Below are 23854 nucleotides of genomic sequence, written 5' to 3'. Positions count from 1 at the left end.
ATGACCGACGCGAACGGCACCGAGCACGGCGGGCCCGCCGTACCGCAGACCCGCACGGCCCGCCACCGCCGGATCGTGGACATCCTCAACCGGCAGCCGGTGCGCTCCCAGAGCCAGTTGGCGAAACTCCTCGCGGACAACGGACTGCACGTCACCCAGGCGACGCTCTCCCGCGACCTCGACGAACTGGGCGCGGTGAAGATCCGCAACACCGGCGGCGAGCTCATCTACGCGGTGCCCAGCGAGGGCGGCTTCCGCACCCCGCAGGCCCCGCTGGGCGAGTCCGCGAAGGAGGAGCGCATGCGGCGCCTCTCCGGCGAACTGCTGATCTCGGCGGAGGCGTCGGCAAACCTCGTGGTCCTGCGCACACCGCCGGGGGCGGCGCAGTTCCTCGCGTCGGCCATCGACCAGGCGGAACTGCACGATGTGCTCGGCACGATCGCGGGGGACGACACGCTGATGCTGATCAGCCGCGATCCGGCGGGCGGCCAGGCGCTGGCGGACCACATGCTGCGGCTGGCCCAGAACGACCGCTAGGCCCCTTCGGGGCTGTTTCCCCCGCCCCCTACGGCCTGGCGGCCGTGGGGGCCACTTCCTGTAACGGGGCTGGGTCCCTCCCCGAACCGGGCTCCACCCGGACCCGGCCCCGCACTCCGCGCGGCCTTCCGGGGGCTCCGCCCCCGGACCCCCGCGCCTCAATCGCCGGCGGGGCTGGGAATGACCCCTCGCGGTAGGCGCAATCACCGGCAGGGCTGGAGCCGCGAGCGAGACCGGTGCCGCCGGCGGGGCTGGAAATGGCCCCTGTCGCGGTAGGTCGCAGCGGTCGGCAGGGCTGAAGCCGCGAGCGAGGCCGGGAGCCACCGGCGCGCCTGGAGCCGCCAGTTAGGCCGGTGCCGCTGGCGGGGCCGGGAATGCCCCTGTCGCGGTAGGTCGCAGTCACCGGCAGGGCTGGAGCCGTCAGCGAGGCCGGAGCCACCAGCAGGGCTTGAGCCGCCGGCGCGGCTGGGAGTGCCCCCGTCGCGGTGGTTGCAGCGACCAGCAGGGTCTTGAGCCGTCAGCGAGGCTGGGGCCTCTGGCAGGGCTGGAGCCGCCGACGGGGCCGGAGTTGCCCAGCAGGTCGGAGTGTCTGCGCCGACGGGCTGAAGTGCCGCGCAGCGGCACTTCAGCCCGCCTGGGGGCACCTCCCACGGCCGCCAGGCCGTAGGGGGAGATTGAGGACACCGCGCGGAGCGCGGTACGGGGTCCGGGGGTTGCCCCGCCCGCGGCGGAGCCGCACATCGGTACAGCGGGAAGGGGCGGGGTGGGGAGCAGGCCCGCCGCGGGCGTCACGCACCCGCGGGCGTCACGCACCCGCAGCCCACGCGCCCCCTCAGTCCGTGCGGGCCGGCAGTGGCAGCGGCAGGGCCGGGAGGCCGTCCAGGCTCACGCCGACCTTCTTCTCGCAGTACGCCGCGAACTCCTCCTCCGACTTCCGCCCGAAGTACTCGGCGTGCTGCGTCCGTTCCTCCCGGTACTCCATGAACGGCACGGCGAAGCCGCAGACCTGGCTGATGCGGCGGGCGTGGACGACGATGATCGCGCGGGCACCCGGGCCGTCGGCGTCCTTGAAGCGGCCGATCAGTCCGGCCCAGCGCGGATCGTCGCGGAAGACCGCCTCGCCCTGGCCGTGCACCCGCACCACCTGCGGCGGCCCGGAGAACGCGCACCACATGAGGGTGATCCGCCCGTTCCCCTTCTCCCGCACGTGCGCGATCGTCTCGGCGCCGCTGCCGCCGAAGTCGAGGTACGCGAGCGTCAACTCGTCGATGACGACGAGCGTGCCGCTGCGCCCCTTGGGCGACAGGTTGACGTGCCCGTCACCGGCCAGCGGGGCGGTCGCCGTGAAGAAGACCGGCTGCTGTTCGATGAAGTCCCGGAGACGGCCCTCGATGCGTTCAAATGTTTTCCCCATGAAGGGATTATCGACGCCGTGCTCCCCCGGCCCCCGGCCGGGCTCCGCGCCGGAGTCATCACGCACGCGCGAGGCCGATCCGCGTGCGCGTCACCGCCATGACGTGGTCGCTGAACAGGTGCACGCACTGCCGGAGCAGCCGGTCCACCTCGGCGTCACCCGGCGGGACCTCGCGCATCCATGTCAGCTGCTGCACCGAAGACTCCGCAGCGCCCCGCAACTTGGGGTCGGCATCCGCCAACAGGGCCACGGAAGCCCGGAGTCGGACGAGACCGCCCTGCTCCCGCAGCAGCCGGAAAGCGGCCCGGCGCGTCGGGGTGGGCCACCCTGGCGACAGCCGCTCGGTGAGCCGGTCCGCGCAGAGCCTGCGGGCGTACGGGAGCAGCGCCCGTGCCGCCTCGCGGGCGACGGCCGCCGCCGGGTCGTCCACCAGGGGGAGCACGGTCTCGACGGAGGCCGATTCGAGCAGCCGCAGTCCGGCCACGGCCTGCGCGCGCACGCCGTCGGAGGGATGCGTCAGCAGCGGTCGGAGCAGTGCGGCGTCCTCCCGCCGGCCGCACTCGGCGAGTCCGGTCACGGCGTAGGGCGCCACGGTGTCGAGGTGCTCGCACAGCTCGAGATGACGGGCGTGCGGATCACCGCCGTCCTGGCTGATGACCCAGCGGGCGCAGGCGCGTACCAGTCCCGACCGGTCGGCGAGGTGGTGCACCGCCTCCTTCGCCCGCCCCGCCCGCCGCAGCGCCGTGACCCCGGCCGACCGTACGAACGGCAGGCGCCCGCCGAGCAGGATGTCGACGGCGCGGTCGTCGGATCCGTCGGCCGCCATCCCTGCGAGTGCCGCGTCCGACCACAGCCGGGCCAGGGCCGGATCCCGGTCGTCCGCGGCGTGGCGTGCCAGTGCCCGTACATCCAGCAGGCCGCGGTCCAGCATGATCCGCGCGGCGAGACGCCGCGTCGCGCTGTCCCGCGTGTCCCGCAGGAGGCTCGGCGCGAGCTGCGGAACGGCGCGCAGCGCCGCCTCGAAGAGGTCGCGCGCCCAGGCGCCCTCCTCGCGGCGGCCCAGACGCAGCACCAGCGGCGTGAGTGCGCGCAGGGTCTGCTCCTGTCCGCTGCGCAGCCGCTCCGTGAGCAGTGCGCGGGCGCGCAGCCGTACCGGCTCCGCCCAGTCGGTGCAGCGGACGACGACGAGGTGCCAGAAGGCGGGCGTCCGGGGGCCGGTGGCGAGCGCGTCCTCGCGGACCCGTCCGTCCGGGTGGCACAGGGCGGTCTCCGGCCGCTGCCGCAGCCGGTGGGACGCCCCTGGGTCGTACTCCTCCCACCCGTACCGTCCGAAGGCCCGGGCTGCCTCGTCCAGTGCCGTCCGGCAGGCCGGGTCGTCGAAGTCCAGCGCCTCGCTCGCCGTGCGCCCCTCCAGCAGGAGCCTCACGGCCTCCCTGGCCGCCGCGTCGTTCCACCGCTTGCCCATGCGCCGCACCCCTCCCGAGCTGATGGACGCGGCCCACCCCAGGAGCGGGAGAGCGGCGCCGACCAGCGGGTTTTCCCGTCGATTGACAAACCATACGGAGGACTGCATAGTTATACCCATCAGCGTATGCACCGTAAGGAGAAACCCGTGACCGAGCGCGTCGTACTCGCCTACTCGGGCGGCCTGGACACCTCCGTCGCCATCGGCTGGATCGCCGAGGAGACGGGCGCCGAGGTCATCGCCGTTGCCGTGGACGTCGGCCAGGGCGGCGAGGACCTGGACGTCATCCGCAAGCGCGCGCTCGCCTGCGGTGCGGTGGAGGCCGAGGTGGCCGACGCCAAGGACGAGTTCGCCGAGGAGTACTGCCTCCCCGCGATCAAGGCCAACGCCCTCTACATGGACCGCTACCCGCTGGTCTCCGCCCTCTCCCGGCCGACGATCGTCAAGCACCTCGTCGCCGCCGCCAAGAAGCACGGCGCGACCACCGTCGCCCACGGCTGCACCGGCAAGGGCAACGACCAGGTGCGGTTCGAGGCCGGCATCGTCGCCCTCGCGCCCGAGCTGAAGTGCATTGCCCCGGTCCGTGACTACGCGATGACCCGGGACAAGGCGATCGCCTTCTGCGAGGAGAAGCAGCTCCCGATCGCCACCACCAAGAAGTCGCCGTACTCCATCGACCAGAACGTCTTCGGGCGGGCCGTCGAGACCGGCTTCCTGGAGGACATCTGGAACGCGCCGATCGAGGACATCTACGAGTACACCTCGAACCCGGCCGAGCAGCGCGAGGCCGACGAGGTCGTCATCTCCTTCAAGGCCGGCGTCCCGGTCGCCATCGACGGCAAGCCCGTCACCGTCCTCCAGGCCATCCAGCAGCTCAACGAGCGGGCCGGCGCCCAGGGCATCGGCCGGATCGACATGGTCGAGGACCGGCTCGTCGGCATCAAGTCCCGCGAGGTCTACGAGGCCCCCGGCGCCATCGCGCTGATCACCGCGCACCAGGAGCTGGAGAACGTCACCGTCGAGCGCGAGCTCGCCCGGTACAAGCGGCAGGTCGAGCAGCGCTGGGGCGAGCTGGTCTACGACGGCCTGTGGTTCTCCCCGCTCAAGCGCGCCCTGGACGGCTTCATCAACGAGGCCAACCAGCACGTCACCGGCGACATCCGGATGACCCTGCACGGCGGCCGGGCCGTCGTCACCGGCCGGAAGTCCGACGAGTCGCTGTACGACTTCAACCTCGCCACCTACGACTCGGGCGACACGTTCGACCAGTCCAAGGCGCAGGGCTTCATCGAGATCTTCGGCCTGTCGCAGAAGATCGCCGCCAAGCGGGACCTGGCGTAACCCGCCTGCGTTGAACAGTGCGCCTCCTCGTCGCGGCGGGGAGGCGCCTTCACACCCTCATCCAAGGAGCTCGAGCTGTGAGCAGCAACAACGGTGACGTCCGGCTCTGGGGCGGCCGCTTCGCCGACGGTCCGGCAGAGGCGCTGGCGAAGCTGTCCGCGTCCGTGCACTTCGACTGGCGGCTCGCGCCGTACGACATCGCCGGCTCCCGTGCCCACGCCCGCGTCCTGCGGAAGGCGGGTCTGCTCACCGACGACGAGCTGACGCGGATGCTCGACGGGCTCGACCGGCTCGAGGCCGACGTGGCGTCCGGCGACTTCACCGGCACCATCGCCGACGAGGACGTCCACACCGCCCTCGAGCGGGGCCTGCTCGAGCGTCTCGGCCCCGACCTCGGCGGCAAACTCCGCGCCGGCCGGTCCCGCAACGACCAGGTCGCCACGCTCTTCCGGATGTACCTGCGCGACCACGCCCGGATCATCGGCGGCCTGATCGCCGACCTCCAGGACGCCCTCGTCGGCCTGGCGGAGGCCCACCCGGACGTGGCCATGCCCGGCCGTACGCACCTCCAGCACGCGCAGCCGGTCCTCTTCGCCCACTACGTCCTGGCGCATGTCCAGTCGCTGTCGCGGGACGCCGAGCGGCTGCGCCAGTGGGACACCCGCACGGCCGTCTCCCCGTACGGCTCCGGGGCTCTGGCCGGTTCCTCCCTCGGGCTCGACCCGGAGGCGGTCGCCGCCGACCTCGGCTTCGAGCGCGGTTCGGCAGGCAATTCCATCGACGGCACCGCGTCGCGGGACTTCGTCGCGGAGTTCGCCTTCATCACCGCGATGATCGGCGTGAACCTCTCGCGGATCGCCGAGGAGATCATCATCTGGAACACGAAGGAGTTCTCCTTCGTGACCCTGCACGACGCCTTCTCCACCGGTTCGTCGATCATGCCGCAGAAGAAGAACCCGGACATCGCGGAGCTGGCGCGCGGAAAGTCCGGCCGGCTCATCGGCAACCTGACCGGGCTGCTCGCCACGCTCAAGGCCCTCCCGCTCGCGTACAACCGCGACCTCCAGGAGGACAAGGAACCGGTCTTCGACTCCTGCGACACGCTCGAAGTCCTGCTCCCCGCCTTCACGGGCATGATGGCCACGCTGACCGTCAACCGCGAGCGGATGGAGGAGCTCGCCCCGGCCGGCTTCTCGCTCGCCACGGACATCGCCGAGTGGCTGGTCAAGCAGGGCGTGCCGTTCCGCGTCGCGCACGAGGTCGCGGGCGAGTGCGTCAAGGAGTGCGAGCAGCTGGGCATCGAACTGGACCAGCTGACGGACGAGCAGTTCGCCAAGATCTCCGAGCACCTCACGCCCGAAGTCCGCACCGTCCTGAACGTGCCCGGCGCGCTGGCCTCCCGCAACGGCCGCGGCGGCACCGCCCCTTCGGCGGTCGCCACCCAGCTCAACGAGGTGAAGGCCGACCTGGTGATACAGCACGCCTGGGCCACGGCCAAGCAGTAACGCGGGGGGCGCCACGGCGCCGCCGCGCTTGCCGGCGCATCGGCGCCGGACCGGTCGACCGGTCCGGCGCCGATGCGCCGCTTCCGTCCCGCCGATGTCAGGAGCTCGTGAGGACGACGAGCTGCCGGGTCGCCCGGGTCATCGCCACGTAGCGGTCGACCGCTCCTTCGACGCCCTCGCCGAACTCTTCCGGGTCCACAAGGACGACCAGGTCGAACTCGAGCCCCTTCGACAGCTCCGGGGTCAGCCACCGGACGCGGGACGTCGATCGGGACGTGCCCTCTTCGACGTCTCCGGTGCCGATGACACAGGCGGTCCCGTCGGCATGCACGGCGAGCCAGCCGTCGAGGATCCCGTCCAGCTCCGAAGCGGATCCGTGGACGACGGGGACGCCGCTGCTGCGGATGGACGTCGGCACGTTGGCGTCGGGGAGCGCCGCCCGGATCACCGGCTCGGCCTCGGCCATGATCTCTTCCGGCGTCCGGTAGTTGACGTTCAGGGACGCCAGGCTGATCCGGTCGAGCCCGACCCGCTCGAGCCGCTCCTGCCACGACTCCGTGAACCCGTGCCTGGCCTGGGCGCGGTCCCCGACGATGGTGAAGCTCCGGGACGGGCACCGCAGCAGCAGCATCTGCCACTCGGCGTCGGTGAGTTCCTGGGCCTCGTCCACGACGACGTGCGCGAACGGTCCGGCGAGCAGGTCCGGTTCGACGGTGGGCAGTTCGGACTCGTCGACCAGACTGACCTTGGCGTCCTCGCCGCGCAGCATCGTCACCAGGCCTTCGCCGTCGTCGCCGTCGGCGCCCGAATCGGCCGCGGCCTGGATCAGGTTGTCGACGACCTGCGCCGTGCGCTCGCGCTGGGCGGCGAGGACGGCCTCGTGCCGACGCCTGCGCCGTGACGCCTCCGGGTCGCCGAGCCGCTGCCGCGCGGCGTCCAGGAGCGGCAGGTCGGACACCGTCCAGGCCTGTGGTTCCGCGCGCTGGAGCTTGTGGACCTCGTCGCGGCCGAGCCAGGGCGCGCACATCCGCAGGTAGGCGGGTACCGACCACAGGTCTCCGACGAGGTCGGCCGCTTCGAGCAGCGGCCATGCGCGGTCGAAGGCCGTGATCAGCTCCCTGTTCCCCCGCAGGGACTTGCGGAGCAGGTCGGGCGGGACGTCGTCCGCGTCGTCCTCGTCGTGCTTGTCCACCAGGATCGTGAGCAGTTCCTCCAGCACCTGGTCGCGCGCCTCGTTGTGCGGCGTACCGGGCTCCGCCGCTTCGAACGCCGCGGCCCAGTCGTGGGCGCTCAGCCGGATGTCGGACCAGTGGGTCGTGACCGTCATGCCCTTGGCGGGCGGTTCCTCGTAAAAGGCGACGGCCTTCTCGATCGCGTGCACCAGGTCCGCGGACGACTTCAGGCGGGCCACCTCCGGGTCGGCCTCGACCTCTGCCACGGCGCCTTCGGCGACGAGGTCACGCAGGGTGCAGGTCTGCACGCCCTCCTCTCCGAGGCTGGGGAGGACGTCGGAGACGTAGCTCAGGTAGGGCCGGCTCGGACCGACGAACAGCACACCGCCGCGGCGGTGACCGAGGCGAGGATCGGAGTAGAGGAGGTAGGCCGAGCGGTGCAGAGCGACGACGGTCTTGCCCGTACCCGGGCCGCCGTCGACGACGAGAGCGCCGCGGGACCCCGCGCGGATGACGGCGTCCTGGTCCGCCTGGATGGTGCCGAGCACGTCCCGCATCCGCGGCGACCGGTTGCTGCCCAGGCTGGCGATGAAGGCGGACTGGTCGTCGAGCGCGGCATGCCCGGCGAACCCGTCCGCCGTGAACACCTCGTCCCAGTAGTCGCTGATCCGGCCGCGGGTCCAGCGGTATCTGCGGCGGCTCGCCAGACCCATCGGGTCGGCGTGGGTGGCTCCGAAGAACGGCTCGGCCGCGGGGGAGCGCCAGTCGAGCAGCAGCCGACGGCCCGTGCTGTCCTTGAGGCCGAGCCGTCCGACGTACACGGGCTCGGGGTCGTCCGCGCCGACCATGTGCCCGAGGCACAGGTCCAGACCGAAGCGTCGCAGTGCGCGCAGGCGAGCGGTCAGCCGGTGGATCTCCATGTCACGGTCCATCGCCTGCCGGCCGGTGCCGCCGGGTGCCCGGCGCTCGGCGTCGAGGCGGTCGGTCAGCTCGGCGATCGACTCCTCGAGGCACTGCGCGACGGCAGCGAAGTGCCGCTCGTCGCCGGCGATCAGTGTCGGGTCGGCCTTGGGGGAGAGGCGGTCGGGAAGGTCGAAGGCGCTGGTGGTCAGGGGGTTCACGTCATTGCTCCGATGTGAGGCCGCTTGCAGTCGTTGCGCGCAGCAAGGCGTCTGGACCGGCGTGACGAATCCGGTGGCCCGGCGGGCGACAGCCATGAGGGCCACGTTCGCGTGCACTTGTATTTCCGGTTCGTGGCTCGGCGGTCGCGTGATGTCACACGGACACGGGCAGCCTTTCCCGGCCTGCCCTATCGAGCAGCAGCTTCGCGGCCACCGTCGCACCGTCGGTGCGGACCTTGCCGGCCACGGCCCGCGCCCGGTCGCGGGTCCCGGGCGTCAGGGCCGTCGCGAGCGCCGCCGACAAGGACTCGAAGGTCGGGGTCGGACCGTCGTGCGCCGCGCCGATGCCCAACTCGGCCACCCGGCCCGCCCAGTACGGCTGGTCCACCGACTGGGGCACCACCACCTGCGGTGCGCCGGAACGGGTGGCCGTCGTTGTGGTGCCCGCGCCGCCGTGGTGCACGACGGCGGCCACCCGGCCGAACAGTGCTTGGTGGTTGGCCTCGCCCACGGCGAAGCAGTCGTCCTGGTCGTCGATCAGTGCCAGATCGGCCCAGCCGCCGGAGACGAGTACGCGGCGGCCCTGCGCGCGGACGGCCTCGACGGCCACGCGGGCGGCGTCCGGCGTGCCGTGCAGGGGCATGCTGCCGAAGCCGACGTACACCGGTGGTTCGCCCGCGGCGAGGAACGCCTCCAACGCGTCCGGGAGCGGGCGTTCGTCCGGCAGGAACCACGCGCCGGTCTGCACCACGTCCAAGTCCGCGGGCTCCAGCCACGGGTCGAGGACCGGGTCCGTCGCCAGCCACGGGCGGTCGCCGATCACGTAGTCGCGGACGTGGTCCACCGGGGGCAGACCGATCGACGCCCTGTGGGTGTTGAGCGCCTCGCCGAACAGCGCGTCGATGCTCTGCTTGTCCAGGTCCCACAGCACCCGGTTGTCGGTCACGTCCGGCGGGAACGGCCTGCCCGCGTACGCCAGCGGCGCGTGGTACGGCGAGGGCAGGGTGAGCTGCTGGAAGGTCACGGACACGGAGCGGATGCCCAGTTTCTCGGCCACCGACAGCGCGCCGGCCGCGGCCGGCATCGGGCCCGTCGCCATCAGCACGTCACATCCCTCGGCGGCCGCGGGGAGCGCATCGAACTGACCGGCGATCAACGCCGCCGCGCGCTCGGGCAGGGACGATGGCGCCGGCGCGGCCGTCGTCAGCGCGCGCGCCGACGGGCCGACCGGCACCATCGGGACGTCCACGCCCGCCAGCCGCTGAGCGAAGTCCTCGTCCGGCGGCGCGCACACCCGCACCTCGGCGCCGAGTTCCCGCAGCCGCACCGCGAGTCCCACCAGCGGTTCGACGTCACCGCGCGACCCGTACGTCGACAACAACACTCGCATTTCGTGACTCTCGCTTCCGCAGATTCCGGCTCAGGCCGGAGATTCTGCGTCACGACAGGGGCCTTGCCGCAAGCCCCCCAGTGCGCTATACCTTGAGAGTGGCAAGGAGTGGGCACAGCCCCCTTGCCCTTTTTCGTACCTCCCGACGGAGCGTTCCGGAGCCCCGACGGGCAGCTTCGTCTCCCCGCGACCTGACAGCCCGTCGGGCGCCGGGATGTCAGGTCGCGGGGATCCGGTCAGTCGATCTGCTCGCAGATGTCCGTCGTCGATCCATGGGCCATGGTGACCTTCTTGTAGCCGGACGGGCTGATGTCCAAGGTGTAGACGCCGTCCACGACGTACAGGCCCCGGTCGAGATTGCCGGCGCCCTCGCCGACCCCGACCAGTACCGGGCCGAGCACCGACCAGAACTGGGAGCCGTCCGTGCGGTAGTCGACGACGGCCGTGCCGCTGACGTCAGCGTCGTAGGAGTCGCCCGTCTCCTCGTTGGTGACCCGCACGATCAGGTCTCCCTTGTAGGCGACCAGTTTCGGCCTCCCGTCGGGGTGGGTGTCCAGCACGCGCCGGACCACCTCGTCCACGACGGGTTCGCCGTGGACGGGGAAGTCGCATCGCAGGCCCGCCGCGACGTCCCACGGCGCGGACGGCGCCGGCTCCCAGCCGGCGTCGATGCCGGCGGCGAGTCCGGCGTCGACACCGGCGGACCGCTCGGCGGGCGCGGCGGCGGACGCGGGCGCGGCGCCCATGAGTGTGGTCGCGGCAACTGCCGCCAGGGCAACGGCGATTCGTCGCATGGAGACTCCTTGAAGAAGTGGTCCGACCGAGACGTGACCGGGCCGGGAAGGACCGGACCGGGCAGTGGTCCCGCTGTCCGCCCCAGCCTGTCCCCGCCGTCTGACCACGCGCTCACCACCGCTGTGCACCGTCGCACCCGCCGGTTAGGCTCGCGGCTGCCATGGAGTTCCAGCTGCTGGGTCCGTTCGAGGCCCGTCACGAAGGAGAGCGGGTCCCGGTGGGCAGCCGCCGCCAGGAGCGCTGTCTGCTGTCGATCCTCCTGCTGGAGGCGGGCCGGGTCGTGACCACCGGCCGTCTCATCGAGCTGCTGTGGGACGGCGACGGGCCCGCGTCCGCGCGGGGCACCGTCCACACCTACATCGGCCGGCTCCGCGCCCGGCTGGGCGCGTACGGGGTCCGCGTCGAGACACGCCACGACGGTTACGTCCTCGACCCCGGCGTCCACGCGGTCGACGCCCACCAGTTCATGGACCTCGCCCGCCGCGCCGGGGGCGTCGCCGACGCGGCCCAGCGGGTGCGCCTGTTCGACCGGGCCCTCGGGCTGTGGCGGGGGCCGCTGCTCGAAGACGTCGCGGACGACGGACTGCGGGAACGGCTCGGCGAGTCGCTCGCCGAACTCCGGCTGTCCGCGCTGGAACAGCGGGCGGAGGCCCAGTTGGAGCTCGGTATGCACGACAGGGTCGTCACCGACCTGACGCCGCTCGCCCGCGCGCATCCCGGCAGGGAACGGCTCGTCGCCGCGCAGATGACCGCCCTGTACCGGAGCGGCCGGCAGGCGGACGCTCTCGAGCTGTACCGCGTCACCCGCAGGGCGCTGGTGACCGGCCTGGGCATCGAGCCCGGCGCCGCGCTGAACACCCTCCACGACCGGATGCTGCACGGCGATCCCCGGCTGAACCGCCCGCCCGCGCCCCTCTACGCGGTACGGGTCGACGAGGAGTGGCTGCCCTGGACCACCAGCGGCCATCCGGCGCTCGAGTTCTGCAACACCTACGCCGGCTGGGGCGGGCCGGGCCTGCCCGGATCGGAATGGCTGCGCGGCTACCGGACGCTCGCCGTCTGGGCGGGGCATCTGGATCTCGCGGAGGACTGGCTGGTGACCGGGCTGCTGAAGCGGGCGCGGCAGCGGCCGGAAGAGGCCGCGGCCGTTCTGGAGGAGGCGCGGGAGTTCCGTGCGCAGCTGTACGCCGCTCTGACCGGTCCCGACGACGTGAGGGCGTTCAAGGCGGTGGCGGATGTCGCGGAGGACGCCGCGAAGGAGTCGGTGTTCGTCCGGGGCGAGGACGGCCTCGGCCACTGGCGGATGTCCCCGTCCGCCGGTCTGCGGCTGCCCGTGCTCGCCGTGGCCCGCAGCGCCGCCGAGCTGCTGGCGGACCCGGGCAGATTCACCGTCCGTGCCTGTCCCGGTGCCGACTGCGGCTGGCTGTTCCAGGACAAGAGCGGCCGGCGCAGATGGTGCAGCCTCCGGACCTGCGGTAAAGAGACATCTGCGTACTGAATGAGACGTTGACGTCTCATATGGTTTATGCTTGTCCCATGGCCATGGATCGAGACCACGTGCTGCGCGCCGCCGCCGCCCTCCTCGCCCGGAAATCGACCGCCACCATGGACGAGGTCGCCCGGGCCGCGGGCATCGGCCGCGCCACCCTGCACCGGCACTTCGCCGGCCGGGACGCGCTCGTCAGGGCGCTGGAGCAGCTCGGCATCCAGGAGTTCGAGGCGGCGATCGACCGGGCCCGCCTCGACGCGGACGGCGCCGGCGAGGCTTTGCGCCGGCTGATCGGCGAGATGCAGCCGGCCGCGGACCTGCTGGCCTTCCTCTACACCGAGAACCAGCTCTTCGAGGGCGACGAGATCAACGAGGGCTGGTCCCGCCTCGACGCCCGCGTCTCCGACCTGTTCCGGCGCGGCCAGAACGAGGGCGAGTTCCGCATCGATCTGACACCGGCCTGGCTGACCGAGGCGCTCTACGCCCTCGTCGGCTCCTGCGCCTGGGCCGTCATGGACGGCCGTGTCGCCAAGAAGGACTTCCAGCACATGACCGCCGAGCTGCTGCTCGGCGGAGCACTACGGAGAGTGGATCAATGAGCACCACCGTCCTGCCCACGAACGGGACGGACGAGACCGTGTACCGCCCCGGCCGCTGGCTGGCCCTCGCGGTCCTGGTCCTCGCCGTCCTCCTCGTGGCCGTCGACGCCACCGTGCTCGGCCTCGCCACCCCGTTCCTCAGCGAGGACCTGGCACCGACCGGTACCCAGCTGCTGTGGATCGGCGACGTCTACTCGTTCGTCATCGCCGGCCTGCTCGTCTCCATGGGCAGCCTCGGCGACCGCATCGGCCGTAAGAAGCTGCTGCTGAGCGGAGCCGTCGCCTTCGGAGCCGTGTCGGTTCTCAACGCGTACGCCACCACCCCGGAGATGATGATCCTCGCGCGGGCGCTGCTCGGCGTCGCCGGTGCGACCCTGATGCCCTCCACGCTGGCGCTGATCCGCAACATCTTCCACGACCCCAGGGAACGCAGCTTCGCCATCGGCATCTGGGGCGCCACCGCGTCCGCGGGCGCGGCAGTGGGCCCCGTCGTCGGCGGCCTTCTGCTGGAGCACTTCTGGTGGGGCTCCGTCTTCCTGATCAACCTGCCCGTGATGGCGGTCCTCGTCGTCGTCGGCGTCAAGCTCCTGCCGGAGTCGAAGAACCCGGTCACCGGCCCGTGGGACGTGCTCAGCGTGGCACTGTCCCTCGTCGGCATGGTCGCCGTCGTCTACGCCGTCAAGGAGGCCGCCACGCACGGGGTGAGCTGGGAAGCGGGCGTGGCGGCACTCGCCGGTGCCGCCGGCCTGTACGGCTTCGTCCGCCGGCAGCTCACCCTGAGCGCCCCCCTGCTGGACATGCGGCTGTTCCGGCACCGCGGATTCTCGGGCGCGGTGCTCGCCGACCTGCTGACCATCCTCGGCCTGTCGGGTCTCGTGTTCTTCCTGTCCCAGTTCCTGCAACTGGTCCAGGGCCGTGCACCGTTCGAGGCGGGACTCGCGGAACTGCCCGCCGCGATCGGCGCGGTGGCGACGGGGCTGGTCGCGGGCAGGGCCGCCCGCCGGTTCTCCGTACGGTCCGTCGTCGCCGGCGGCCTGGCCGCCGTCGGGCTGTCCCTCGCCGTGCTGACGCTGCTCACCGGGTCGACCGGCTACCCGCTGCTCGGCGCGTCGCTGCTGATCGTCGGCGCGGGCGCGGGATTCTCGTTCACGGTCACCGCGGACGTGATCCTCTCCAGCGTTCCCAAGGAGCAGGCCGGAGCCGCGTCCGCGGTGTCGGAGACGGCGTACGAGCTGGGCGCGGCGCTCGGCATCGCGCTGCTCGGTTCGATCGTCACCGGCGTCTACCGTGGCTTCACCGCGCCGGACGGTACGCCCTCGGACGTGGCCGCGGCCGCCCACGAGTCGCTCGGCGGCGCGGTGGAGGCCTCGGCCGCCCTCCCGCCGGCCCGCGCGGAAGCCCTGGTCACGGCGGCGCAGGAGGCGTTCACCGAGGGCCTGCGGATGGCGGCCGGGGTGGGGGCGGTCGTGCTCCTCACTACGGCGACGGTGGCGTGGTTCCTGCTGCGGGGTCAGAAGCTGGCGGAGGACGTCGAGCACTGACGGGGTCGGCGGGGCGGGGTGCCTTTCCCCTCCCCGCCCCTTCCCGAACCGGGGCAAGCCCCGGACCCCGCCCCGCGCTGCGGCGCCGTCTCGGGGGGCTCAGCCCCCGGACCCGCGCGCCTCAATCGCGCGGGGCTTGGATGGCGTCCTGGCAGCGCGGGGAGCCCTCGCGGGGATTGAAATGCCTTCCCCCGGCGGGGTCGGGCCCCTGGCAAGGTGGGAGCCCTGGGCAGGGTAGGAGCCCTCCGGCTGCCCCTGGCAGGGCGTTGCGTCCTGGCATGGCCGGAGTGCTCGGCGGGGCGTGAACTGCCGACATGGCCGGAGCCCTCCGGCTGGTCGGAGCCCCTGGCGTGGCGTGAATGGCCTTCCCCCGGTAGGGCGGGAGCCCCCGGCGGGGCTTGAATGCCTCAGCCGGCAGGGGTGCGTGTCGCCCGGCACGGTCGGAGCCCTTCGCAGGGCAGGGAGTCCCCGGCAGCGGGCCCCCGCAGGGCGGGAGCCCTCGACAGGGCGAATGCCCTCCGGCTGGGTCGGAGCCCTTCGGCATGGTCGGAAGCCCCCGGGTGTCCAGAGCCTCCGCCGGGGCTTGAGCCCCCGGCGCGCGTGAATTGCCTTCGCCCCGGCAGGGCACGGAGTCCCCGGCAGCGGGCGCCCGGCAGGGCGCGAGCCCTCGACAGGGCGGGAGCGGCCCTGGCAGTGCGGGAGCGCCTGGCAGGCCGGAGTCCCCGGCGGGGCGTGAACTGCCGGCACGGCGGAAGCCCTCCGGCTGGGCCGGAGCCCTTCGGCACGGCGGGAGTCCTCGGCACGGGGCCGCTGGCGGGGCGTGGAAGGCCTTCCCCGGTAGGGCGTGAGCGAGCCCGGCGGGTTCTGACTGCCTCCGCCGACAGGGGTGCGTGCCGCCCGGGACGATCGGAGCCTCTCGGCAGGGCGGGAGTCCTCGACAGGGCAGGAGCCCTTCAGCAGGGCCGCCCCCGGCGGGGCGTGAAATGTCTGCCGCCGGCGAGCTCGTCTCGCGGAGCGCGAGCCGGCCCGTCCGGCGTTCGAGGGCAGCGCGGGAGGCGGTACGGGGTCCGGGGCCTGCCCCGGTTCGGGAAGGGGCGGGGTGGGGAAACGGCCTCGCGCAGCGGCTTACGCCGCCTTCGCCTTGGTCGCGTACATGTCCACGTACTCCTGCCCCGACAGCCGCATGACCTCCGACATCACCGAGTCCGTCACCGCGCGCAGCACATAGCGGTCACGGTCCATCCCCTCGTAGCGCGAGAACTCCATCGGCTCACCGAAGCGCAGCGTGACCCGGCCGGGCCGGGGCAGGCCCGCGCCGCCGGGCTGGAGCTTGTCGGTGCCGATGACGGCGAAGGGGACCACCGGCGCGCCGGTCATCAGGGTGAGGCGCGCGATGCCGGTACGGCCCCGGTACAGACGGCCGTCGGGGGAGCGGGTGCCCTCGGGGTAGATGCCGAAGATCTTGCCCTCCTCGAGCACCCGGCGGCCCGTCATCAGCGCGGCCACGCCGCCGTTGGCGCCGTCCCGGTCGACCGGGATCATGCCGCAGCCGGTGAAGAACCAGGCCATCGCGCGGCCCTTGATGCCCTTGCCCGTGACGTACTCGTCCTTGCCGATGAAGTACACCGGGCGGTCGCAGACCAGCGGCAGGATCATGGAGTCGATGAAGGTGAGATGGTTCCCGGCGAGAATCACGGCCCCCGTCCCGGGGATGTTCTCCGCCCCTTCCACACGCGGGCGGAACATCAGGCGCAGGATCGGCCCGAGCACTGCCTTGATGAGCGTCAAGCGGGACAACGGGTCCTCCGGTGTCATGGGACGGGCGGTTATGACCGGTGAAGTCTGTGCAGGTGAGGACGATACTCGCGGGTCGCCCTCGCTCGCACATCGGGTTCACCGAGGTGATACGCAGTGTTGACGTGTGTTTCCGACGCGTTCGCGCAGGGTCTGCCGCAGGTAAGAGGTAACTGCCTACCATCAGGCGTCCCTTGGCAGGTGCGGGACATCACACGCGGTACATCACATGGAGGAACGTTTCATGACACACGGTGCGAGCAGCAGTCCGGCGCGTCGGAGCGTGCTGGGAGCCGCGGTCCTCACCACCGCGGCCCTCGGGGCCGGTGCGGGCGCGGCGCGGGCGGGTGAGCGCACCGGCGCTGTCCGCCCGTCCGGCGAGGACCGGGGCGGCCTGCCCGTTCCCACCGTGATCGCCCACCGCGGTGCCAGCGGATACCGGCCCGAGCACACCATCGGCGCGTACCAGTTCGCCCTCGACATGGGCGCGCACGTCATCGAGCAGGACCTGGTGCCCACGAAGGACGGGCACCTCGTATGCCGTCATGAGAACGACATCACGGGCACGACCGATGTCGCCGCGCACCCCGAGTTCGCCTCTCGCCGGACCACCAAGTCGGTCGACGGCGTCAGCCTCACCGGCTGGTTCACCGAGGACTTCACGCTGGCCGAGCTGAAGACGCTGCGTACCAAGGAGCGGATCCCCGGCACCCGCCAGGAGAACACCCTCTACGACGGCCGCTGGACGGTGCCCACCTTCGAGGAGGTGCTGCAGTGGGCCGAGAAGGAGGGCCGCCGCCGCGGCCGCCCCGTGTGGCTCTACGTCGAGACCAAGCACCCCACCTACTTCCGGAACATCGGTCTCGGCCTGGAGGAGCGCCTGGCGAAGCTGCTGCGCCGGTACGGACGGCACCGCGCGAGCTCCCCGACGTTCCTCCAGTCCTTCGAGCCGACGAGCATGGAGCGCATGGCCCGTCTCGTGGGCACTCCGCGTGTCGTCCTGCTCTGGACCCCGGACGACCGCCCGTGGGACTTCCGCGAGTCGGGCGACCCGCGCACGGTGGCCGATCTGGTCGAGCCGGACGGCCTGGACTGGATCGCGGGCTTCGCCCAGGGGATCGGCCCGCTGCTGGACCTCGTCATCCCCAAGGACGCGAACGGCCGGCTCACCGAGCCCACGACGCTGGTGCGGGACGCCCACGCGCGGGGCCTGGTCCTGCACCCGTACACGATGCGCAACGAGAACACCTTCCTGCCCGCCGACTTCCGGCGCGGCACCGATCCGAACGCGTACGGCGACGTCTTCGGTGCGTACAAGGCGTACTTCGCGACGGGCATCGACGGCATCTTCACCGACAACCCGGACACCGGCCTGCTGGCCGCGTCCGACTTCACCGCCTGACACCGGCTGCCCGGCGGCGTCGACCTCTCGCGGCCGGTGCGTTCCCGGGAGGTTGACGCCGCGTCACGGGCGCGGCACGGGAAAGGGGCGCGGACGGCACCCCGTACGGGTGATCGTGTCCCGGCCGGGCAACCACGGCCGGGCCCCGGGCCGTCCCGCCCGGCATGACCGTTCTCGAAGAGATCCCCACCTCCGGACAGGTCGTCGGCGCCCTCAAGGCGCTGGTGAGCGCGGAGGCGACGGCGGAAGCGCCCGGCGCCGCCATGGAAGCCGGCGACCTCGAACAGGCCGTGTGGGTACGGCTCCTGGAACGCCTCGGCGACGGCGGCCCGCCGCCCGACGCCGCCCGCTGGGTCAAGGCCGCCGTACGGGCGGAGGCCCGCCGCGCCCGCCGGACGGCCGCACGCGAACTCCCGTACCGCCACGAGCCCTCCGCCGACCCCGCGCGCGGCCCCGAGCGCGCCGCGCTGCTGGGGGAGCGGCGCCGGGTGCTGCGGGCGGCCGTCGCCCGCACCCCCGGGAACTGCCCCCGTCTGCTGACTGCGATGTTGGCGCCGCACGACCCCACCTACCGGGAAATCGCAGGGACGTTGGGTATCTCACAAGGAAGTCTGGGGCCGATGCGTTCCCGTTGCCTGGGATGTCTGCGCAGAATGCTGGCGGCAGAGGTTGCAGCTCCTGAACATCGGGGAAAGGAGCGGTAGACAACCGGCGGTGACAGGTGAGCGGGAGGCGTGCGCACATGGGCATGAGCGTGACCATCTCGGCGGCGGCGGAGACCGACGCGGAGCACATCCTCAAGCTGCAGTATCTGTGCTATCAGACCGAGGCCGAACTCTACGGCGACTACGGCATCGAGCCCTTGACCCAGTCGCTCGCCGACCTCCGCGCCGAGATCACCCAGGGTCCGGCGCTCGTGGCCAGGCTCGGTGACGAGGTCGTCGCCTCCGTGCGCGCGAGCATCGACGCCACGGGGACGGCCCGTATCACCAAGCTCATCGTCCATCCGCGGATGCAGCGCCACGGTCTTGGCGGCAGGCTGCTCGACGCGATCGAGGCGCGCTTCACTGGGGACCCGGCCGCCAAGCGGTTCCAACTGTTCACCGGCCACCGCAGCGAGAGCAATCTGCGGCTGTACCGCAGCAGGGGATACGTCCCGGTCTCCCGCGAGGAGGTCGGCCCGCGGCTGACGCTGGTCACCCTGGAGAAGGAGACCTCCGCCGGCGCGTACGTCGCCAGCGCCTGACGGCCTCCGTACCGCCCCGCACCTCTGTGCGTCAGCCGCGGGCGCGGCGCAGCCAGAGCATCCCGGTGACCGGAAGCAGCACCGGGATGAAGATGTAGCCCATCCCGTACTCGGACCACACCGTCGAGTCGGGGAACGCCGACGGATCGAGGACCGTCCACGTCCCGACGATCAGGACGCCCGCCAGCTCGGCGGCGCAGCACACCAGCGCCGCCTTGCGGGCCGTCTCGCCGCCCCGCACCAGCGTGTACGTGATGAAGGCGTACACGACGGCGGCGACGGCCGACAGCACATGAGCGAGCGGTGCGCTGCCGAAGTCGGTGAGGATCTGGTAGACGGAGCGGGACACGGCGCCGACGGACATCACGCCGTAGAGCCAGACCAGCAGCAGTCCCGGGCCGGCGACCAGCTTCGCCGGCCGCTTCGCGTCCGTGGTGGGCTCGGCCATCGTCAGCCTCCCCAGATGTCGTGGAGCCGGACCTCGAGCACCGCGAGCACCACCGCGCCGGCCGCCACCGTCGCGGAGCCCCAGCGGGTCCGCTCCGCCAGCGAGAGGAAACCGGCCGCCGGCACCGCGAGGGCCGAACCGATCAGGTACGACACGAAGATCGCGGTGCCCTCCGACGCCTCGTCGCCCTGCGCCAGCCGCACGATTCCCACGACCAGTTGTGCGAACGCCAGCACCGTCACCACGGCCATTCCGATGAAGTGCCAGTCCTTGGTGGGCTGGTCCTTGTAGGCGGCGAAACCGCACCAGGCGGCGAGGGCGAGCGCGGTCACACCGACCGCGACCGTCAGGGCGTCAAGCATGGGCTCGAGGGTATTACGGGCCGCAGGCCGCGATGCGCCCGGCCCCGGGCGCACGGCCGGCAGCGCACCGTCGCTCGTGGCCCGCTCGCGGGCGTGCGGCCGGCAGGGGCCTCCCGGCGGTAGTCCCGCGCAGGGGCGTGCGGGCGGTGCCCCGACCGTGGTCTTGACCACAGCCGTCGACCGCTACGGCCCGCCGGGCGCCGCACGGGCCCCCGATGCAGGCAGCGTGTCCACGCAGGTCACGACGGGTAAAGCCGGTCCCGGCGGGACCGCCCGCGGAGATCACGGGTGCGGACCGATCTGTCCACATGGCGCAACCGCACTGTCCGCTATACGGACAAGCCCGGTCCGGTCGCCCGCTCGTCTGTTTTACTTGCAGCCATGACCACGACGAGCAGCCGCACCCTTGCGACCGAGGCGGACACGACGCCCGGTGCTCGCCGCATGTGTCGAATGTGCGCCATCTGAGGGCCCCTGCCTGAGCCTCGCGCCCCGAAGCGAGACCGACAGCCGCGCCGCGTCCGAACGTCCCCGGAGATCAGGAACGCCTCGGACCGAGCCTGCCCCGCGCACGCGTTGCCCCGGCCACCAGCCGAACCAGCCGTGCCGCGTCGGAACCGAAATGCCCCGTGCCCGGCGGACACCTCGCCGTGCACTCGACAGTGACGGATACCCCTGTGATCACCACTACGGGCCTTACCAAGGTCTACCAGTCGCGCGGCGGCCGCGAGGTCACCGCTCTGGACGGCGTCGACCTGCACGTCCGTGAAGGCGAGGTCTTCGGCGTCATCGGCCAGAGCGGCGCCGGCAAGTCCTCGCTGATCCGCTGCGTCAATCTCCTCGAGCGCCCCACCTCCGGCACCGTGACGGTCGCCGGAACGGACCTCACCGCCCTCGCCGGCCGCGGCCGCCGCGCCCCCAAGGAGCTGCGCGAGGCCCGCAGCCGCATCGGCATGGTCTTCCAGCACTTCAACCTGCTGTCCTCGCGCACCGTCAAGGACAACGTCGAACTGCCCCTGGAGATCCTCGGCGTCCCCGGCGCCCAGCGCTCCCGCAAGGCCCTGGAACTGCTCGACCTGGTGGGTCTCGCCGACAAGGCAAAGGCCTACCCGGGCCAGCTCTCCGGCGGTCAGAAGCAGCGCGTCGGCATCGCCCGCGCCCTCGCCGGCGACCCCAAGGTGCTGCTCTCCGACGAGGCGACCAGCGCCCTCGACCCCGAGACCACCCGCTCGATCCTCCAACTGCTGCGCGACCTCAACCGACAGCTCGGCCTCACCGTGCTGCTGATCACGCACGAGATGGACGTCGTCAAGACGATCTGCGACTCGGCCGCCCTGATGAAGAAGGGGAAGATCATCGAATCCGGAACAGTGAGCGAACTGCTCGCCACCCCGGGCTCGGAGCTCGCCCGGGAGCTCTTCCCCGTGGGCGGCGACGCCTCCGGCCCCGGCCGCACCGTCATCGACGTCACGTTCCACGGCGAGGCCGCCACCCAGCCGGTCATCTCGCAGCTCTCGCGCACGTACAACATCGACATCTCGATCCTCGGCGCCGCGATGGACACCGTCGGCGGCAGGCAGATCGGCCGCATGCGCATCGAGCTCCCCGGCCGTTACGAGGAGAACGTCGTCCCCGTCGGCTTCCTGCGCGAGCAGGGACTCCAGGTCGAGGTCGTCGGCCCCGGCCCCGCGCGCGTCCCGGCGCAGAACGCCCCCGAGCCGGTCAAGGAGGTCGCGAAGTGACCTGGTCCGAGATGCAGCCCCTGCTCAGCCAGGGCACCTTCGACACCCTTTACATGGTGCTCTGGTCCACCCTCGTCACCGTCGCCGGCGGACTGCCGCTCGGTGTGCTCCTCGTCCTCACGGACAAGGGCGGACTGCTGCAGAACACTCCGGTGAACAAGGTCGTCGGCGTGATCGTGAACATCGGCCGCTCGCTGCCGTTCATCATCCTGCTGATCGCGCTGATCCCCTTCACCACTCTCGTCGTCGGCACCTTCATCGGCCCCACCGCGATGATCGTGCCGCTCGCCGTCGGCGCCATCCCCTTCTTCGCGCGCCTCGTCGAGACGGCGATCCGCGAGGTCGACCACGGGCTCGTCGAGGCCGTCCAGTCCATGGGCGGCTCCATCCCCACCATCGTGCGCAAGGTGCTGCTCCCGCAGGCCCTGCCCTCGCTCGTCTCCGCCGTCACCACCACCGTGATCGTCCTCGTCGGATACTCCGCGATGGCCGGCGCGGTCGGCGGCGAAGGCCTCGGATCCAAGGCCGTCACCTACGGATTCCAGCGCTTCGAGACGCAGTTCATGCTCATCACGGTCGTGATCCTCATCGCCATCGTCACCGTCGTCCAGCTCATCGGCGACGGAGCCGTACGGCTGCTGGCCCGCCGGGGCCGCGCCGCGAGCTGAACCCCCGAACCTTCTCCCCACACAGCCCGCACTCCTTGTCCGGGCGTTGTTCCACCACCAGAAAGAGGCACTCTTCGTGCGTAAGAACATCAAGCTCACCGCGGCCGCCGCCGCCACCGCCGCGCTCGCCCTCGGTCTCACCGCCTGCGGCACGGCCTCCGACCCGGGAGCCGGCGCGGACGGCGGCGGCAAGGCCGACGCGTCCAAGGCGCTCGTCGTCGCCGCGTCCCCGACGCCGCACGCCGATATCCTGAACTACGTCAAGGACAACCTGGCGAAGAAGGAAGGCCTCACCCTCGAGGTCAAGGAGTTCACGGACTACGTCCTGCCCAACACCGCCACCCAGCAGGGCCAGGTCGACGCCAACTTCTTCCAGCACAAGCCGTACCTGGACGACTTCAACAAGAAGAACAAGACGACCATCGTCCCGGTCGTCGACGTCCACCTCGAGCCCCTCGGCCTCTACTCCAAGAACGCCAAGGATCTCAAGGACATCAAGGCCGGCCAGACGATCGCCGTCCCCAACGACACCACCAACGAAGGCCGCGCGCTGGCGCTGCTCGCCGACAACGGCCTGATCACCCTCAAGGACGGCGCCGGCACCGACGCCAAGCTCTCCGACATCGCCGACGCCAAGGGCCTGAAGTTCAAGGAGCTCGAGGCGGCGACGCTGCCCCGCGCCCTGAACGACGTCGACGCCGCCGTCATCAACGGCAACTACGCCATCGAGGCCGACCTCAAGCCCGCCCAGGACTCCCTGGCCCTCGAGAAGGCCGAAGGCAACCCGTACGCCAACTTCCTCGCCGTCAAGGAGGGCAACGAGGACGACGCCCGCGTGCAGAAGCTCGCGAAGCTCCTCAACTCGCCCGAGGTGAAGAAGTACATCGAGGACAAGTACGACGGCTCCGTCGTCGCCGCCTTCGGCGCTGCGGGCTGAGACCCCGCGCACCTGTCAAGTGGCGCTCCAGAGCAGCCACTTGACTCCGGCCCCGTGCACCTACCAAGGTGCGCGGGGCCGCCTCGTACCGGCACCCGGCCATGCACGGCCCGCACCCGATGTTGCATGCTGTGCCTTTACGGCCAATACGCCGTCAGGTTCGACCCGTAAACGACAGTCTTCGGCATGGAGCTGCGCATGACTACCACCTTCCCGGACGTGTCCATCAGCACGGAGCGGTTGGTGCTGCGCCCCTACGAGGAAGCCGACATCGCGGCCCACACCGAGATGATGAACGACGAGATGGTCACCGCCTGGACCTCCGTGCCCCACCCCTACACGGCGGCCGACTCCGAGGACTGGGTGCGCAGGATCGCTCCTGCGGAGCGCACGGAAGGCCGCGGCATCGTGCTCGCCGTCACCGAGTTCCTCACGCAGCGGCTCGTCGGCGTCGTGCACCTGCAGAACACCAACTGGCGCACCCTCTCCACCGAGGTCTCCTACGTCACCGCCCCCTGGGCGCGCGGCGAGGGCTACGCGACCGAGTCAGTGCTCGCCGTGGCCCGATGGCTGTTCCGCAACCAGAAATTCGAGCGTATGGAACTGCGCACCGCCGCCGACAACACCGCCTCCCAGCAGGTGGCACAGAAGATCGGCTGCATCAGCGAAGGCGTCCTGCGCAACGCGTGGATAGCGCGCACCCGGCCCGACGACGGCACCGGAGCCTGGGTGGACATCCGCACCGACCTCATCGTCTGGAGCCTCCTCCCGGAGGACCTCGAGGCCGACCGCCTCGCGGAGGCGGGCTACGCCTCCTACACCGACTGGAACTGACTTTCCCGGGCGGAACGACGCCCCTCCAGAGGGCCGCCCGACCGGTCCGCCA

21 protein-coding genes are annotated in these 23854 nt (G+C 71.8%); 13 read left to right on the top strand and 8 right to left on the bottom strand.

Annotated elements, in window-relative coordinates:
* Entirely contained in the window at positions 1–537 is a 537-nt protein-coding gene (locus ACTMTU_RS22830; protein ID WP_307705459.1) for an arginine repressor, read from the top strand.
* An 832-nt stretch (positions 538–1369) separates the two neighbouring features.
* On the opposite strand, the gene ACTMTU_RS22825 is transcribed toward ACTMTU_RS22830, so the two are convergent.
* Positions 1370–1951: a pyridoxamine 5'-phosphate oxidase family protein gene (locus tag ACTMTU_RS22825; RefSeq protein ID WP_441265346.1), complete on the bottom strand. Its 582-nt coding sequence runs from the start codon at positions 1949–1951 to the stop codon at positions 1370–1372.
* Between the two features lie 58 nt (positions 1952–2009).
* On the bottom strand, positions 2010–3416 hold the full coding sequence (locus ACTMTU_RS22820) for a hypothetical protein (RefSeq protein WP_441265345.1): 1407 nt from the start codon (positions 3414–3416) through the stop codon (positions 2010–2012).
* A gap of 147 nt (positions 3417–3563) precedes the next feature.
* Between ACTMTU_RS22820 and ACTMTU_RS22815 the strand changes: the two genes are divergently transcribed.
* Complete coding sequence (locus ACTMTU_RS22815) at positions 3564–4757, top strand: argininosuccinate synthase (protein ID WP_037775206.1); 1194 nt, start codon at positions 3564–3566, stop codon at positions 4755–4757.
* Between the two features lie 77 nt (positions 4758–4834).
* Entirely contained in the window at positions 4835–6262 is a 1428-nt protein-coding gene (gene argH, locus ACTMTU_RS22810; RefSeq protein WP_441265344.1) for an argininosuccinate lyase, read from the top strand.
* A gap of 97 nt (positions 6263–6359) precedes the next feature.
* Here the strand turns inward: argH and helR are convergent, their stop codons facing one another.
* The 3 genes from helR to ACTMTU_RS22795 form a co-directional block, all read right to left on the bottom strand.
* On the bottom strand, positions 6360–8555 hold the full coding sequence (helR, locus tag ACTMTU_RS22805) for an RNA polymerase recycling motor ATPase HelR (protein WP_441265343.1): 2196 nt from the start codon (positions 8553–8555) through the stop codon (positions 6360–6362).
* A gap of 154 nt (positions 8556–8709) precedes the next feature.
* Positions 8710–9945 carry a glycosyltransferase gene (locus tag ACTMTU_RS22800; RefSeq protein WP_441265342.1) on the bottom strand — a complete coding sequence of 412 codons (1236 nt, stop codon included), beginning with the start codon at positions 9943–9945 and terminating at the stop codon, positions 8710–8712.
* Between the two features lie 236 nt (positions 9946–10181).
* The gene (locus ACTMTU_RS22795) at positions 10182–10739 is read right to left on the bottom strand and encodes a hypothetical protein (protein ID WP_441265341.1); all 558 of its coding nucleotides are present in this window, start codon (positions 10737–10739) and stop codon (positions 10182–10184) included.
* Between the two features lie 161 nt (positions 10740–10900).
* Between ACTMTU_RS22795 and ACTMTU_RS22790 the strand changes: the two genes are divergently transcribed.
* The 3 genes from ACTMTU_RS22790 to ACTMTU_RS22780 are packed head-to-tail and all read left to right on the top strand — an operon-like array spanning position 10901 to position 14369.
* Complete coding sequence (locus ACTMTU_RS22790) at positions 10901–12238, top strand: BTAD domain-containing putative transcriptional regulator (RefSeq protein ID WP_441265340.1); 1338 nt, start codon at positions 10901–10903, stop codon at positions 12236–12238.
* 38 nt (positions 12239–12276) lie between these two features.
* A complete protein-coding gene (locus tag ACTMTU_RS22785; RefSeq protein ID WP_441265339.1) occupies positions 12277–12828 on the top strand; it encodes a TetR/AcrR family transcriptional regulator in 552 nt (183 codons plus the stop codon).
* Positions 12825–14369, top strand: coding sequence for an MFS transporter (locus tag ACTMTU_RS22780; protein ID WP_441265338.1), 1545 nt, complete (start codon positions 12825–12827; stop codon positions 14367–14369). Before ACTMTU_RS22785 ends, ACTMTU_RS22780 begins: the two co-directional genes overlap by 4 nt.
* Before the next feature lie 1125 nt (positions 14370–15494).
* Here the strand turns inward: ACTMTU_RS22780 and ACTMTU_RS22775 are convergent.
* On the bottom strand, positions 15495–16157 hold the full coding sequence (locus ACTMTU_RS22775; RefSeq protein WP_159693764.1) for a lysophospholipid acyltransferase family protein: 663 nt from the start codon (positions 16155–16157) through the stop codon (positions 15495–15497).
* Positions 16158–16407: 250 nt separating this feature from the next.
* Between ACTMTU_RS22775 and ACTMTU_RS22770 the strand changes: the two genes are divergently transcribed.
* From ACTMTU_RS22770 to ACTMTU_RS22760, 3 genes are all read left to right on the top strand, one after another.
* Positions 16408–17565, top strand: a complete 1158-nt coding sequence (locus ACTMTU_RS22770) for a glycerophosphodiester phosphodiesterase (protein WP_441265337.1) — start codon at positions 16408–16410, stop codon at positions 17563–17565.
* Positions 17566–17729: 164 nt separating this feature from the next.
* Positions 17730–18269, top strand: coding sequence for a sigma-70 family RNA polymerase sigma factor (locus tag ACTMTU_RS22765; protein ID WP_441265336.1), 540 nt, complete (start codon positions 17730–17732; stop codon positions 18267–18269).
* 38 nt (positions 18270–18307) lie between these two features.
* Positions 18308–18811, top strand: coding sequence for a GNAT family N-acetyltransferase (locus ACTMTU_RS22760; protein ID WP_441265335.1), 504 nt, complete (start codon positions 18308–18310; stop codon positions 18809–18811).
* 31 nt (positions 18812–18842) lie between these two features.
* Here ACTMTU_RS22760 and ACTMTU_RS22755 read toward each other — a convergent pair whose 3' ends face one another.
* Together ACTMTU_RS22755 and ACTMTU_RS22750 are read right to left on the bottom strand one after the other, a co-directional pair.
* Positions 18843–19259: a hypothetical protein gene (locus ACTMTU_RS22755; RefSeq protein ID WP_441265334.1), complete on the bottom strand. Its 417-nt coding sequence runs from the start codon at positions 19257–19259 to the stop codon at positions 18843–18845.
* A gap of 2 nt (positions 19260–19261) precedes the next feature.
* On the bottom strand, positions 19262–19621 hold the full coding sequence (locus tag ACTMTU_RS22750) for a hypothetical protein (protein WP_441265333.1): 360 nt from the start codon (positions 19619–19621) through the stop codon (positions 19262–19264).
* Between the two features lie 677 nt (positions 19622–20298).
* Between ACTMTU_RS22750 and ACTMTU_RS22745 the strand changes: the two genes are divergently transcribed.
* The 4 genes from ACTMTU_RS22745 to ACTMTU_RS22730 all read left to right on the top strand — a co-directional run bounded on the left by ACTMTU_RS22745 (position 20299) and on the right by ACTMTU_RS22730 (position 23802).
* Positions 20299–21363 (top strand): methionine ABC transporter ATP-binding protein, encoded by a 1065-nt coding sequence (locus ACTMTU_RS22745; protein WP_441265332.1) that lies wholly within the window; start codon positions 20299–20301, stop codon positions 21361–21363.
* Positions 21360–22031: a methionine ABC transporter permease gene (locus ACTMTU_RS22740; protein WP_307705442.1), complete on the top strand. Its 672-nt coding sequence runs from the start codon at positions 21360–21362 to the stop codon at positions 22029–22031. Before ACTMTU_RS22745 ends, ACTMTU_RS22740 begins: the two co-directional genes overlap by 4 nt.
* Positions 22032–22107: 76 nt before the next feature.
* The gene (locus ACTMTU_RS22735; RefSeq protein ID WP_441265331.1) at positions 22108–22968 is read left to right on the top strand and encodes a MetQ/NlpA family ABC transporter substrate-binding protein; all 861 of its coding nucleotides are present in this window, start codon (positions 22108–22110) and stop codon (positions 22966–22968) included.
* Between the two features lie 186 nt (positions 22969–23154).
* A complete protein-coding gene (locus ACTMTU_RS22730) occupies positions 23155–23802 on the top strand; it encodes a GNAT family N-acetyltransferase (RefSeq protein ID WP_441265330.1) in 648 nt (215 codons plus the stop codon).
* Positions 23803–23854 lie beyond the last annotated feature (52 nt).

It is taken from the genome of Streptomyces sp. OZ13, from assembly GCF_052068155.1.
Classification (GTDB): Bacteria; Actinomycetota; Actinomycetes; order Streptomycetales; family Streptomycetaceae; genus Streptomyces.
The sequence above is the reverse complement of the archived record's forward strand: the minus strand, read 5'-3'. Positions and strand labels throughout refer to the sequence as shown.

Excerpts from the sequence above, each read along its gene's own strand:
- ACTMTU_RS22820 (WP_441265345.1), bottom strand. The coding sequence starts at position 3,416 with ATGGGCAAGCGGTGGAACGACGCGGCGGCCAGGGAGGCCGTGAGGCTC.
- ACTMTU_RS22825 (WP_441265346.1), bottom strand. The coding sequence starts at position 1,951 with ATGGGGAAAACATTTGAACGCATCGAGGGCCGTCTCCGGGACTTCATC.
- ACTMTU_RS22795 (WP_441265341.1), bottom strand. The coding sequence starts at position 10,739 with ATGCGACGAATCGCCGTTGCCCTGGCGGCAGTTGCCGCGACCACACTC.
- ACTMTU_RS22765 (WP_441265336.1), top strand. The coding sequence starts at position 17,730 with ATGACCGTTCTCGAAGAGATCCCCACCTCCGGACAGGTCGTCGGCGCC.
- ACTMTU_RS22755 (WP_441265334.1), bottom strand. The coding sequence starts at position 19,259 with ATGGCCGAGCCCACCACGGACGCGAAGCGGCCGGCGAAGCTGGTCGCC.
- ACTMTU_RS22730 (WP_441265330.1), top strand. The coding sequence starts at position 23,155 with ATGGAGCTGCGCATGACTACCACCTTCCCGGACGTGTCCATCAGCACG.
- ACTMTU_RS22800 (WP_441265342.1), bottom strand. The coding sequence starts at position 9,945 with ATGCGAGTGTTGTTGTCGACGTACGGGTCGCGCGGTGACGTCGAACCG.
- ACTMTU_RS22770 (WP_441265337.1), top strand. The coding sequence starts at position 16,408 with ATGACACACGGTGCGAGCAGCAGTCCGGCGCGTCGGAGCGTGCTGGGA.
- ACTMTU_RS22750 (WP_441265333.1), bottom strand. The coding sequence starts at position 19,621 with ATGCTTGACGCCCTGACGGTCGCGGTCGGTGTGACCGCGCTCGCCCTC.
- ACTMTU_RS22790 (WP_441265340.1), top strand. The coding sequence starts at position 10,901 with ATGGAGTTCCAGCTGCTGGGTCCGTTCGAGGCCCGTCACGAAGGAGAG.
- ACTMTU_RS22785 (WP_441265339.1), top strand. The coding sequence starts at position 12,277 with ATGGCCATGGATCGAGACCACGTGCTGCGCGCCGCCGCCGCCCTCCTC.
- ACTMTU_RS22760 (WP_441265335.1), top strand. The coding sequence starts at position 18,308 with ATGGGCATGAGCGTGACCATCTCGGCGGCGGCGGAGACCGACGCGGAG.
- ACTMTU_RS22780 (WP_441265338.1), top strand. The coding sequence starts at position 12,825 with ATGAGCACCACCGTCCTGCCCACGAACGGGACGGACGAGACCGTGTAC.
- ACTMTU_RS22830 (WP_307705459.1), top strand. The coding sequence starts at position 1 with ATGACCGACGCGAACGGCACCGAGCACGGCGGGCCCGCCGTACCGCAG.